Genomic DNA, 13763 nt, shown 5'->3' on the forward strand with positions numbered 1-13763 from the left:
TCGAGTTGCGTGAAGGCGGCAACTGCACGAATCCCTAGGAGCTTACACAGGTAAGTGACTGGGGTGAGTAAGGGCAGCCAACGCACAAGCAGCTTGAAGTATGACGGGTATAACCACTAACCCGGGCGCTTGCAGGTGGTAACCAACCCACCGCCTGCAAGATGAAGGGAACAGACAAATACAAGATGGGGAGAACCCGGGTGAATCAGCACATAGCGCATTTCTGGGATAGCCAGCAACACGATAGTCAGCAGCAGAACGTTCAACATGAGGCTACACCACGCACCGCAGGTTCTCGGGCGTTACGGATCGCAGTAGCTCTTGCCTGTCTGGGGCTGGCTGGCTGTGCCGTCAAACCAGAGCCGGTTACGATCGAACAGCAGGTCGCACAGGCGCTGAGCGACAGAACACAGATGTTCGCTAATCAGGAACCGGTGCGCGGCACGATCACGCTGGATGAGGCGATTGCCCGTGCGCTGAAATATAACCTGCAACAGCGGGTCGCGCTGATGGAACAGGCGATGGAAGATGACCTGTTGGGCGTACAGAATCTGGATATGCTGTTACCGAAACTGACCGCGCGCGCCGGGCTACAAACCCGCGATAACGTGGCCGGTTCCAGCAGCCAGTCGGTCACCACTGGGCGGCAGTCGCTGGAAGCGTCCACCAGTCAGGATCAGACTATGCGCACCGCCGATCTGACGATGAGCTGGAACGTACTGGACTTCGGTATCAGCTACTTCAACGCTAAAGTGCAGGCGAACAAATCGCTGGCGGCGGAAGAGCGTCGTCGTCGCGTGGTGGCCGATATTACCCGTCAGGTGCGTACCGCTTATTGGGAAGCGGCCACGGCGCAGCGTTTGCAGCCAGAAGTGACCACCGCGCTGACGCAGGCGCGTCAGGCGCTGGAATATGCGCGTCAGACCGAACAGCAACGCCTGTTGGCACCAGTTGAAGCGCTGCGTTTCCAGAAGAACATGCTGGAGATGGTGCGTCAGTTGGAAATCGTCGACAGCGATCTGGTGGTGGCAAAATCTCGTCTGGCGGCGCTGATGAACCTGCCACCGTCGAGCAAATATGACGTCGTCGTGCCGAGCGAAAGCAGCCTGGTCGCACCGAAGATGGCCTACTCGCTCGACGATTTGGAAAACTTCTCGATGGTTAAACGCCCGGAAGTGCGTGAAGAGAGCTATCTGGCACGCAATAGCGTACTGGAAACCCGTAAATCGCTGCTGCGACTGCTGCCGGGCGTGTCACTGTTTGCCGGTATCAACGGTGACAGCAACAGCTATCTGGTTAATCACCAGTGGGCTAACGCAGGAGTTCAAGTCAGTGGCAACCTGCTGAACGTGCTGTCGTGGTCATCGGTGAAACGTGCCGGACAGGCGAATGAAGATCTGGCGGAAGTTCGTCGTCAGGCGCTGCGCATGGCGGTGCTGACACAGGTGAACGTCGCCTGGCAGGAATACCAGCAGAGCACGCGGATGTTTGGTCGCTATCAGGAACTGGCGCGAATTCAACGCGGCATCCTTAATCAGACCACGCTCAGCGTACAGCATCGTGCCGAAACGCAGATGGAACAGGTGCGCGTCAGCACGGAAACCATTCTGACCACCCGCGCGCGTGACCGCAGCTTTGCCGATGTGCAGAACGCGCTGGGTGCGGTGTATCAGGCTGCCGGGCTGGATGTGCTGCCGGATAACGTGAATGATGTCAGTCTGGCGGCGCTGAGCAGCTCAATTGCCCGCACCACGGGTAACCTTGAGAAAGGCGGCGTTGCGGTACCACGTCTGTCCCTGTCAACACCCGCTACGCCTGCCACCACGACGGCTTCGGCTAAAACAGCATCCACTCCATCCGTAGCACCTGTTGTGACGCCGATTGCCTCGTCTGCTGCGACATCATCGGCTGGCGCGGGTAAGCCTTATCGCGTGGTGAACACGGACATGTGGGATAACCTGCAATCCCTACAGGCGGGAGGTTCGCGTTAATGGCTTTCGGCATAATGCGTCCGCTATTGCTGGTCAGTATGTTAGGTCTGCCCCTGTTGGGGCAGGCTGTGACAACGGGAGACATTCGTGTACAGCTTAGCGCACAGCGCTATACCGTGTTATCCAGCGAAATTGCGGGGAAAGTGACGGATATTGCGGTGAAAGAGGGCGAACACTTCAAGCAGGGCGATACGCTGGTGACGTTTGACTGCACCGTGCTGCGTGAAAAACTGAACTACTCAAACGCCGCAGAGAATGCTGCGCGTAAGAAGCTGGCGATTGCCGATCGGCTGGATAAGCTCAATTCGATCAGCCTGTCTGATGTCGATCAGGCGCGATCGTCGGTGTCGATGGCGCAGGCTGAAAGCGGCGTCAATCGCGCCATGCTGCAACGCTGTGTCATTAAAGCCCCGTTCTCTGGTCGCGTAACGGAAACCAAGGTGAAGCGTTGGGAATCTGTGCCGGAAGGCAAAGAGCTGCTAGCGATTTATGATGACAGCGCGTTTGAGCTGGAAATGATCGTGCCATCGCGCTGGCTGGTGTGGTTGAAGCAGGGCAGCGCCTTTCAGGTCACGCTGGATGAAACCGGCCTGAGCTATCCGGCGGAAATCAGCCGACTCTCTTCGGCGATCGATCCGGTCAGTCAGTCGGTAAAAGTCTTTGGTCGGATTACCCAATCCACCGCCGGATTGCTGCCGGGCATGAGTGGCGTAGCGCAAATTAGTGACGTAGCACAGGCAGTGTCGCCTGATGCAGGCAGCGTATCGCCATGACCGATCGAAACACCACGACAGCAGCGCAAACCGAACAGGATACCCGGCTGGCGCTGTTGGTCGAGCTGTTGCAACTGCAAAGCCGTGCCAGAGCGCGTGAAACGCTGGATGAACTGGCGTTTTTTATCGTCAATGAAACCCACAATGTCGTGAAGTATCGGCAGGCGCTGTTGTGGGACTGTGATAAACGGCGCTTGCAGGCGGCTTCCGGGCTGGCCTCGCTCGATCACAACGCGCCGTTTTGTACCGAATTTAGCCGCCTGTGCCGTCAGTGGCAGGAAGAAGGGCGTCAAACGCAGGCGCTGCAATGCCGCGAGCTGCCTGCCGATGACCAGATTTTGTGGCAGGAACATCTGCCGGAATTTTTACTCTGGCTACCGCTGCGTTTAGCGCAGGGCGATACGCCGCTGGTGCTGGTGTTAGCACGGGACAGCGCGTGGCTGCCTGCCGAGATCGTGCTGCTGGAAAAATTGGCGGACGCGTATGCTCACGCGTGGGCGAGTTTGCAGAAACAACGTCGGCGGCAGACGAATACCAGCCCGAAGAAGCGTCGTTTGATTCTGGCTGGAATCGTGGCGCTGGCGCTGATCTTATTGATCCCCGTTCGGCAGTCGGTGCTGGCTCCGGCTGAGATCGTCGCGCATCGTCCGGTGATGGTACGCGCGCCCGTGGCGGGCGTGGTTGATGACATTCTGGTACGGCCTAATCAGGCCGTTAGCGCCAATCAGCCGCTGGTGCGACTGGATGTGCGCGAACTGGAAAATCGACTGGAATCGGCCCGACAGGCTTTTGCTACCGCTGATGCTCAGTATCGTCAGGCACAGCAGCAGGCGCTGTTCGATGCCAATAGCAAGGCCAGTCTGGCCGTACTGCAAAGCCGCCGCGAACAGGCGCAGAGCGAGATGGACTTTCTGCAACGTCAGCAGGAACGCATGCAGCTTGCTTCCCCGCGCGGCGGCGTGGCGATTTTTGACGATAGCAGCGACTGGATTGGGCGCTCGGTGGCGGTGGGAGAACGTATCATGATGATCGCCGATCCGCACGATGTTGAGCTGGAGATCCAGTTGCCGGCGGCGGATGCGATTGCGCTGGAACATGGCGCGGACGTGCGCCTGTTCCTCAATGTGGCGCCGAATTCGGCACAGGACGCGCAGCTGGAGCAGATTGGCTATCGCGCCGCGCCGACGCCGGACAATGTGATGGCCTATCGGTTGCGCGCACGCTTTACACAGGATGATCCGCAGCTGCGCGTGGGCCTGAAAGGGACCGCCAAGCTGTACGGGAAACGCACGGTGCTGTTCGTTTACCTGCTGCGTAAACCGCTGGCGTCACTGCGCGTCTGGCTGGGTGTCTAACGATGGCCGGAGACGCGACGCCGGTCGCTGGGCTCAGCCCGCTGCGCGATGAACTGATCCTGCATGCTGGGCCCGCTAACCGTGACGGATCGCCTAGCTGGACGCTGGAAGATCCGCTGCGTGGCCTCTATTTTCGTATCGGTTGGGCGGAAATGGCGATGCTATCGCGCTGGTCGATGGGGAACGCTGCGCAAATTGTTGCCGAGGTTAACCAGACTTCTGCGCTGATACTTGATGACAGCGATGTGCAGTACTTCAATCGTTTCTTGCAGGCCAACAGCCTGACGCGGGTTTCTGGCGATGAGGCGATGGCGCAGTTTGCTCGTCAGGTGGAACAGTCGCGCGTTTCGATCTGGCGCAAGCTGTTGAAGAACTATCTATTTTTTCGCATTCCCTTGTGGCACCCCGATCGCTTTCTGGGCGCGACACTGCCGTGGATCGAGCCGTTTTTCAGCCGGACTTTTCTCAAGCTGACGCTGGTGGTGGCCGTGCTGGGGCTCTTCCTCGCCGGACGCCAGTGGGAAACGTTCAAGCATACGTTTCTGCATTTCTTCACGCTGGAAGGCGCAGCGTTGGCGGGGCTGACGCTGTGTTTTACCAAGATTCTGCATGAGTTCGGCCACGCCTACACCTGCAAGCGCTTTGGTGCGCGGGTTGCCACCATGGGCGTCGCCTTTCTGGTGATGATGCCGGTGCTGTACACCGATACGTCCGGTTCGTGGAAACTCACCCGCCGTCGGCAGCGGATGGCGATTGGTGCCGCGGGCATGATGACCGAACTGGTGCTGGCGGCGTGGGCGACGCTGGCATGGAGCTTCTTGCCGGACGGCATGCTGCGCAGCGCCGCGTTTATGCTGGCGACGACAACCTGGATTATGACGCTGGCGATTAACCTCAGCCCGCTGATGCGCTTCGACGGCTATTTCCTGCTTTCCGATGGATTACAGATGCCGAACCTGCAAAACCGAGGCTTTGCTATCGGCCGCTGGCAGATGCGGGAATGGCTGTTCGGTTTAGGCGATGCCCCGCCGGAGCTCTTTCCGCGCTGGCTGCAACGTACGCTGGTGGGTTATGCCTTTGCGGTGTGGATATACCGTTTCTTCCTGTTTACCGGTATCGCGATTCTGGTTTACCACATGACGTTCAAACTGCTGGGTATGCTGCTTTTCGCGATTGAAATCGGCTACTTCGTGGTGATGCCGGTGGTGAATGAAGTACGTGAGTGGAGTAAACGCCGTAAGGATTATCGTATGAACCGTAATATGACGACAACGCTGACCGTGAGCGCTGTGGTTCTGCTCTTGTTGATGATTCCCTGGCAGCGCGGCGTGTACGCACCGGCGCTGCTGCGGGCGGAACAGCAAAGCAGCCTGTATATGCCCGTACCTGCGATGATTCAGCGCATTGACGTGCAGGTTGGGCAGCCCGTGCGTGCGGGGCAGACGCTGTTTACGCTGTCGTCTGACGCGCTGGCGCATGAACGGCAACAGCTAGAGCGACAAATCGCTACGCTGAACTGGCAAAGCACCTTTCAGGTATTCAACAAGGAAGCGGCTGGCGATCACCAGCGGGTGAAGCAGGAGCACGAAGCGGCGTTGCAAAAGTTACAGGTATTGCAGCGTCAGTCGGAACAACTGACGGTGCGTGCGCCGATAGACGGCGTGGTGGCAGACATGGCGACGCCGCTGGAAACCGGTGAGTGGCTGGGGCAGGGGGAATGGCTAGCGGTCGTCACCAAGCCAACCGGCGGGCTGGTGGAAGCGTTCGTGTCGGAAAAAGACTGGCAGCGGCTCCGCACGGGCGCAAAGGGGACGTTTTATTTACAGGACGTGAGCCGCTCGTCGCTGCCGCTTACTATTGTGGAGATTGCCAGCACAGCAACCCGCGATCTGAACGCCGCGCCGGAGTTGGCATCCATTTATGGCGGCGATATTGCCACGTTGAGCGACGCACAGCGCAAGCTGCACCCTGAACAGGCCGTTTATCGCGTGCTGCTCAGTCTGCCTGACGATTATCGTGCTCAGCCGCAGGTGCTGCGCGGCACGGTGGTGATGGACGGTGAGGCGCAAAGCCTGCTGATTCGCGGCTGGAAAGTGGTGTCTGCTGTATTGATTCGCGAGCTGTCATTCTGATCAGTTTTAATTTCTGCGATGTCGATCCTGACTTTCTTCCCGCTATTGCCAGATTCTTGTTGTTGCTGGCAGTGGCGTGAAGGAGGGCGCTTATCCCCCTCGATTATGTTGTTCCTGTGATCTCCATTCTATCTGTTTAAAATAGCTGATTTTTTTACATTAGTGGCAAGGCTGCGACGTGACATCGAGATACACGGGGCTACCACGGTGCGAGGTGTCCCTGCGGGAACCTCATCACCGTGTTTCCCCTAATATCTGGCATTGACCGTTACCTTGAACCGCCGCGATGAAAATTATGATTTAACTGACTGAACACAAGAGGGCTGACTGTGAAGCGATCTGTCTTGTTGTTGGTGGGGGCCATGCTGGCACCCTATGGCTATAGCGCGCAGGATAATGCGGTGTCGTTATCCGTTTCTGGTTTGAATACCGTTCTGGATAACGGCTTACTAAAAGTCGCGTTCGGGGAGGATGGCAGCGCGGTGAGGATGGTGACGGGAGGCAAAAATATCGTCACTAACCTGTCCGGCGCGGCGCGCGACCCAAGCAAAATGCGTAGCGCTTATCTCGATTACTATATTAACGATGCTCATGCTAAAGGCGTCAAAGATTTTGTCCCCGAGCGGGTAGAGGTGCTGCGCAACGATCGAGATATAGCGCATGTGGCCTATATCGACGACCGGGACGGGCTGTTACGGCTTGAATATCACCTGATTATGCGTCGCGGCGTTAGCGGGCTTTATAGCTATGTGGTGGCCGAGAATAGCGGAAGTCAGGACGTTAAAGTCAGTGAATTGCGCAACGTCTATCGCTTCGATCCCGCCCGGTTAGATCATCTCTACAACGGCGATCGTCAGGGTAAGCCGCTGCTCTACAGCCAGCTTGAAGCGTCGCCGAAGGTGCAGGATGAAACCTGGCGATTGCCGGATGGCAGCATTTATTCCAAATATGATTTTGCTGGCTATATGCGTGCTGCGCCTTTCTGGGGCGTTTTCGGCAATGGCGTGGGGGCGTGGCTGATTCACGGCAATCGGGAATATTTCTCCGGCGATGCGCTCAAGCAGGATCTACTGGTACATCAGGATGCGATCATTCTGAACTACATGACGGGCTCGCACTTTGGTACGCCGGATATGGTCGCCCCGCCGGGCTGGAAAAAATTCTACGGTCCGTGGCTGCTGTATATCAATCAGGGCGATATCGAACAAATGCTGGCGGGTGCTCAGCGTCAGGCGCTGACGGAAGCCGTTAGTTGGCCGTACAACTGGGTCAACGATTCCCGCTATGCGCGCGATCGCACGCAGGTGAGCGGACGCATTGCCAGCCAGCAGTCGGTGACCGTCGTGCTTTCGTCATCGCTGGATGAACCGTTCGATGTGCAAACCCGTGGCTATTCGTATCAGGCAACGACAGACACGCAGGGGAATTTTGCAATTTCCCATGTCCGTCCGGGCAACTACCATTTGGCGGTATACGCCAACAGCGGTACGCAGCCGGGGATATTGGCAGAACAAACGTTGTCCGTTTCCGGTGATAAGCAAGCGCTGCCTGTGATAACCCTACCGAAAGCCGAATCGGTTGTTTGGGCGATTGGGCAGGCCAATCGGCAGGCGAGTGAATTCCGTTTTGGCAATGAGGCACGCAACACCCGCTGGCAGCATGAGGTTCCGGCAAACCTGACGTTCGATGTTGGCCGCAGCGACTATCAGCACGACTGGTATTACGCGCAGACCAAACCGGGAAAATGGGATATCCGTTTTGCCCTGCAACCTGAGAAAAAAACCTATTTTCTGAATATCGCACTGGCGGCCGCGAGCAACAGCGGCATGAGCGAGCCGACCATGCCACAGCTGGCGATAGCAGTGAACGGCAGTACGCTGGAAACGCTGACTTACGAAAACGACAAAACCATTTATCGCGGCGCGCTACAGAGTGGTCGTTATCACATCGCCCGCATCCCTGTGTCATCCCACTTTCTGAGAAATGGCAACAACACGATCACGCTGCAATTAAAAGGCGGCAGCGTGATGTATGACGTGGTGACATTAAGCGAGGAATAAATCCAGTTTTAACAAGGTGAAGCGCTGAGTTTCGCAGAGCAGTGGGCAGGGATAGCCCACGATAAAAAATCGCAGGAGCGATTTTCAACAACGCAAAGCGTTGGCCCAGAGGGGCGTGGGCAGGGATAGCCCACGATAAAAAATTATTTCTGTTCGCTGTGGAGCAATTGCGCCATTTCTTCATCGGATAGTTGGGTAACGCGCTGAACTAATTCCTGCTCCATCTCACTTTGCAGCAACTGGCGGGCGATGTTGAGTGCGCTGGCCTTCATCCCTTCTTGTTTTCCTTCGCCGTGGCAGCCTATTTATTGGTTGTATTTTATGTAGCCTAAGAGAGGGTTTCGTGCGTTACACGGCCTCCATTCATATGCTAAACCGTATACGCGCCCGACGCAGGGCGCTCAATCGCCGCCGCCCTACGAACCCAGGCTTCCGGCTAAATTATGCCGCTACGCGGTTCTATCGGTGTTCATGATCGCTAATCGAGCCTCCAGTGACGCGTTCCCTACGCGACACTGGCTTTCGCGACGTCCTGTCGCTCACTCGGCGTTCATGAATACCGCTGCATAATTTTGTATGCCGGATAACGGCATAATCGATCATCAGTCGTGGAGTCTATGTATAAAAATCTTGGTAGGGGAGAGTGAACCAGACACGTCACTGAGTTAAATCCTCCCCCTGTGAGGGGGAGGATGAGAAGGAAGATTAGTGGGAACTGCCTTTTGATGCGCCGACGCCGGTTTGTGAGCGGACAAACTGTGCATGGAAGCGTGCGCGTTCCTGCTGTCCGGCTTCGGAACGATCGGTGATGGAGAAGAACCAGATACCGATAAACGCGACCAGCATGGAGAACAGTGCTGGATAATCATAGGGATAAATAGGGGTGGCATGACCGAGGATTTTCACCCAGATTGTCGGCCCCAATATCATCAAAATGACAGCGGTCAACAGACCCGCCCAACCGCCAATCATCGCTCCGCGCGTGGTTAGCTTCGACCAGTACATGGAGATGATAATAATCGGGAAGTTACAGCTCGCGGCGATGGAGAACGCTAACCCGACCATGAAGGCGATGTTCTGGTTCTCAAACAGGATACCGAGCGAAATAGCCACCACGCCCAGCACCAGTACGGTGATTTTCGAGACTTTCAGCTCATCACGCTCCGTCGCTTTTCCTTTCTTGATCACGTTAGAGTAGAGATCGTGGGATACGGCAGAAGCGCCCGCCAGCGTTAGACCGGCGACGACGGCCAAAATGGTGGCAAAGGCCACGGCGGAGATAAAGCCAAGGAAGAAGTCACCGCCGACCGCATCGGCCAGATGTACTGCTGCCATGTTATTTCCACCGATGAGCGCGCCCGTTGCGTCCTTAAACGCAGGATTGGCGCTGACTAGCAGGATGGCACCAAAGCCGATGATGAAGGTCAGGAAGTAGAAATAGCCCATGAACCCGGTGGCATAGAACACGCTTTTTCGTGCTTCTTTCGCATCGCTGACGGTGAAGAAACGCATCAGGATGTGAGGAAGACCGGCTGTACCGAACATCAGACCTAACCCGAGGGACAACGCAGATATCGGGTCGGAAACCAGCCCGCCGGGGCTCATGATCGACGCACCTTTTGGGTGAACCGCCATCGCCTGTTTGAACAGTGTATCAAAGCTGAACCCTACGGATTTCATGACCATCACAGCCATGAAGGTGGCACCGAACAGCAGCAGGACCGCTTTGATAATCTGTACCCATGTGGTGGCGAGCATGCCGCCAAACATCACGTACATCACCATCAGAATACCGACCAGCACCACGGCAATGTGGTAATTGAGGCCGAACAGTAGCTCGATGAGTTTCCCCGCGCCCACCATCTGCGCGATGAGATACAAGGCCACAACCACCAGCGAGCCACAGGCGGAGAGGCTGCGGATCGGGCGCTGTTGCAAACGATAAGATGCGACGTCAGCAAAGGTATAACGCCCGAGATTACGTAGCCGCTCTGCGATCAGAAACAGAATAATTGGCCAGCCAACCAAAAAGCCGAGTGAGTAAATCAAGCCGTCGTAGCCGGAGGTATAGACCAGCGCAGAGATACCGAGGAAGGATGCAGCGGACATGTAGTCGCCTGCAATCGCCAGCCCGTTCTGGAAACCGGTGATGTTGCCGCCAGCCGTGTAGTAATCACTGCGTGAACGCGTTTTCTTCGATGCCCAGTAGGTGATATACAGCGTACCGCAGACGAACAGCAGAAACATCACGATGGCTTGAATATTCAACGGCTGGCGCTGGACATCTCCCGTGAGTGCATCTGCTGCCCACGCAAGCACTGGCAGCGTCAAAAGCCCGAACAGCATTATAAAGCGTATTTTCATTGCTTTACCTCATCCAGTAACTGCTTGGTCAGACGATCAAATTCACCGTTAGCGCGATACACATAGACGCCGGTCAGAATGAAGGAAATCACAATCAATCCCACACCCATCGGAATGCCACGGGTAATGCTGGAGCCTGGAGCAATCGGCGTTCCCAGCCAGCCAGGTGCAAAGGCGATGAGCAGAATAAAGCCGACATAAAGCACCAGCATGATCAGTGAAAGAAAAGCGGCAAAACGCTGTCGCTTGTTGACCAGTTCTCTGAATAAGGGGTGACTTTCAATCCGTTGATAAATGGCATCATTCATCGTAAGTCTCCAGTAATCTGTAGGGTTGAGTCTTGCCGCGACGTTACCGCCTGATTTATCGCCAGCCGCATCCCCGCAAGCCACGTCATGGCTTACGGGAATGAAGAGAGCGGTGGGTCAGGGGTTATTGAGAGGCGGTACTCATGGCCTGCTTTTCTTCGAGCAGTTTTTCGACGACGCCAGGATCGGCCAGCGTTGAGGTATCCCCCAGATTGCTGGTGTCACCGGCGGCGATCTTACGCAAAATACGACGCATGATTTTGCCGGATCGCGTTTTTGGTAAAGAGTCAGTCCAGTGCAGGATGTCCGGTGTGGCAATCGGACCGATTTCCTTACGCACCCAATTGCGGACTTCCGTATACAGCTCGCTGGATGGCTCTTCGCCGTGATTCAGCGTGATGTAGGCGTAGATGGCCTGCCCTTTCATATGGTGAGGAATGCCGACCACGGCTGCTTCGGCAATCTTGGGGTGTGCAACGAGCGCGGATTCGATTTCCGCCGTCCCCAGACGATGCCCGGAAACGTTCAGCACGTCGTCAACGCGGCCCGTGATCCAGTAATAACCATCTTCGTCACGGCGGGCACCGTCCCCGCTGAAGTACATGCCTTTAAAGGTAGAAAAGTAGGTTTGCTCAAAGCGGTCGTGATCGCCAAACAGGGTTCTTGCCTGACCCGGCCAGGAATCCACGATGACCAGATTGCCTTCCGCAGTGCCTTCTTGAGGGTTGCCGAGGTTGTCGACGAGCGCTGGCTGTACACCGAAGAACGGGCGCGTCGCGGAGCCGGCTTTCGGCTCAATCGCGCCGGGCAGAGGGGTGATCATGAAGCCGCCCGTCTCTGTCTGCCACCAGGTATCGACGATAGGGCATTTGCCATTGCCGATTTTGTTGAAATACCACTCCCAGGCTTCTGGGTTGATCGGCTCACCGACGGAACCCATGATCCTAAGCGATTCACGCGATGTACCCTCAATCGCTTTATCACCTTCCGCCATCAGCGCACGGATCGCAGTGGGGGCGGTATAGAGAATATTGACCTGGTGCTTATCAACCACTTGTGCCATGCGGCTGGCGTCCGGCCAGGTTGGTACACCTTCGAACATTAGCGTAATCGCACCGCATGCCAGCGGGCCATAAAGCAGGTAACTGTGCCCCGTGACCCAGCCAACATCCGCCGTACACCAGTAAATGTCGCCGGGATGATAGTCGAAGACATATTTGAAGGTCAGTGCAGCATAAACCAGATAGCCGCCAGTGGTGTGCAACACGCCTTTGGGTTTCCCCGTCGAACCTGACGTATAAAGAATAAAGAGCGGATCTTCCGCGTTCATCTCTTCTGGCGGGCAATGGTCGTCTGCTTTTTCAACCAGCTCGTGCCACCACAGATCGCGTCCGTCCTGCCATTCATTGATCTTACCCGTGCGGCGGAAAACGATAACGCTGGTAATGGTGGTGACGTTCGGGTTCTTTAACGCCTCATCAATATTCTTCTTCAGCGGAATCACACGTCCGGCGCGTACGCCTTCATCGGCGGTAATGACCAGTTTGGCGTTGGAATCGATGATACGCCCGGAAATCGCTTCGGGAGAGAAGCCCCCGAAGATCACCGAATGAATCGCCCCGATTCTGGCACAGGCCAGCATTGCCACGGCTGCTTCTGGCACCATCGGCATATAAATAGCAACGACATCGCCTTTTTTGACGCCCTGTGACTTCAGCACATTGGCGAAGCGGCACACGGACTGATGCAGTTCACGGTAGGTGACTTTTTTACTTTGTGTCGCGTCATCGCCTTCCCAGATGATGGCGGTTTGGTCGCCACGCTCGGCCAGATGGCGATCCAGGCAGTTTGCTGCCACATTGAGTGTACCGTCTTCAAACCAGCGGATACTGATGTGGCCGGGGTCGAATGAGGTGTTCTTGATCGTTTTATAGGGTTTGATCCAATCGACGATCTTTCCCTGCTCGCCCCAAAAGGCGGCGGGATCGTCGACGGACTGCTGATACATATTTTTGTATTGCTGAGCATTTATCAGTGCATTTTCCGCAATTGAAGCGGGAATAGCGTGTTTATTATGTTGTGTCATAGCGCTTCTCCTTAAACATGTTAATGCTATGTCAAATAATGGTTAATTCTAGTTAACCAGTTATCTTTGTTTCTTTTTTGCGCGATTGATCACGCAATGCAGGAAAAGCAGTGGGGCATGACTTAAAAGATAGCCTTTTGGTTCAGAAAACAGGCAATTTTTTCGTTGTAGTCAAAATGCAGTAAGTGATGTATGTCACAATATGACCGCCAGCAGAATTATCAGTGCTGTTATAATGTCATTAACGATCAATTCATTGTTTTCAATAGATTATATCTATTGTTATCAAGTTTTTGATCGCCCTTTACGATCAAAAGGCATAAAGATCCCGCTTATTCAGCCGATAGTAAAAATCCTGTTCAGAGTATATTCCTACGTAGGCCAGCTATTTAGCGTGTCCAACTGTGATCGGGGTGTTGAAATTTTGTTCTGGTTGTTAATTATATGTAGGCTATTAATGAAATAGATTTATCTGATTATCACCGAGCAGATAAGTGTGAATAATCTACACTTTAAGCGGGTTCTACCGCACAGATGTGAGCCTTCTTAAAAAGAGTAAAGATGCCGTGCGCTAGCCGCTAAAAAAAGAAAAATGAAGTGTTATTTTTTGTGTCTGATTCAGAAATATCCGGTTTCCAAAAATAAATAACATAGATATACCCGACATCACTGACGCTAAGTAAGGCGGCGGATG

The 13763-nt window shown here is 55.2% G+C and carries 9 protein-coding genes; 5 read left to right on the forward strand and 4 right to left on the reverse strand.

Annotated elements, in window-relative coordinates:
• The first annotated feature begins 200 nt into the window (after positions 1–200).
• The 5 genes from EO763_RS03595 (at position 201) to EO763_RS03615 (ending at position 8311) form a co-directional block, all read left to right on the forward strand.
• Positions 201–1991 carry a TolC family protein gene (locus tag EO763_RS03595; RefSeq protein ID WP_161528116.1) on the forward strand — a complete coding sequence of 597 codons (1791 nt, stop codon included), beginning with the start codon at positions 201–203 and terminating at the stop codon, positions 1989–1991.
• Positions 1991–2764 carry an efflux RND transporter periplasmic adaptor subunit gene (locus EO763_RS03600; RefSeq protein WP_161528117.1) on the forward strand — a complete coding sequence of 258 codons (774 nt, stop codon included), beginning with the start codon at positions 1991–1993 and terminating at the stop codon, positions 2762–2764. Before EO763_RS03595 ends, EO763_RS03600 begins: the two co-directional genes overlap by 1 nt.
• A complete protein-coding gene (locus EO763_RS03605) occupies positions 2761–4119 on the forward strand; it encodes an efflux RND transporter periplasmic adaptor subunit (RefSeq protein WP_161528118.1) in 1359 nt (452 codons plus the stop codon). The genes EO763_RS03600 and EO763_RS03605 overlap by 4 nt, the downstream gene beginning before the upstream one ends.
• Positions 4120–4121: 2 nt before the next feature.
• Entirely contained in the window at positions 4122–6251 is a 2130-nt protein-coding gene (locus EO763_RS03610; RefSeq protein ID WP_161528119.1) for an HlyD family efflux transporter periplasmic adaptor subunit, read from the forward strand.
• A gap of 329 nt (positions 6252–6580) precedes the next feature.
• Positions 6581–8311 carry a polysaccharide lyase family protein gene (locus EO763_RS03615; RefSeq protein WP_208851978.1) on the forward strand — a complete coding sequence of 577 codons (1731 nt, stop codon included), beginning with the start codon at positions 6581–6583 and terminating at the stop codon, positions 8309–8311.
• A 143-nt stretch (positions 8312–8454) separates the two neighbouring features.
• On the opposite strand, the gene EO763_RS23735 is transcribed toward EO763_RS03615, so the two are convergent.
• The 4 genes from EO763_RS23735 to acs form a co-directional block, all read right to left on the reverse strand.
• The gene (locus tag EO763_RS23735; RefSeq protein WP_280117250.1) at positions 8455–8583 is read right to left on the reverse strand and encodes a hypothetical protein; all 129 of its coding nucleotides are present in this window, start codon (positions 8581–8583) and stop codon (positions 8455–8457) included.
• Between the two features lie 433 nt (positions 8584–9016).
• On the reverse strand, positions 9017–10675 hold the full coding sequence (actP, locus tag EO763_RS03620; RefSeq protein ID WP_161528120.1) for a cation/acetate symporter ActP: 1659 nt from the start codon (positions 10673–10675) through the stop codon (positions 9017–9019).
• Positions 10672–10983, reverse strand: a complete 312-nt coding sequence (locus tag EO763_RS03625) for a DUF485 domain-containing protein (RefSeq protein WP_039491097.1) — start codon at positions 10981–10983, stop codon at positions 10672–10674. Before EO763_RS03625 ends, actP begins: the two co-directional genes overlap by 4 nt.
• A gap of 124 nt (positions 10984–11107) precedes the next feature.
• Positions 11108–13069: an acetate--CoA ligase gene (gene acs / locus EO763_RS03630; protein ID WP_161528121.1), complete on the reverse strand. Its 1962-nt coding sequence runs from the start codon at positions 13067–13069 to the stop codon at positions 11108–11110.
• Positions 13070–13763 lie beyond the last annotated feature (694 nt).

The sequence above is a fragment of the Pectobacterium odoriferum genome (assembly GCF_009931295.1).
Lineage (GTDB): Bacteria > Pseudomonadota > Gammaproteobacteria > Enterobacterales > Enterobacteriaceae > Pectobacterium > Pectobacterium odoriferum.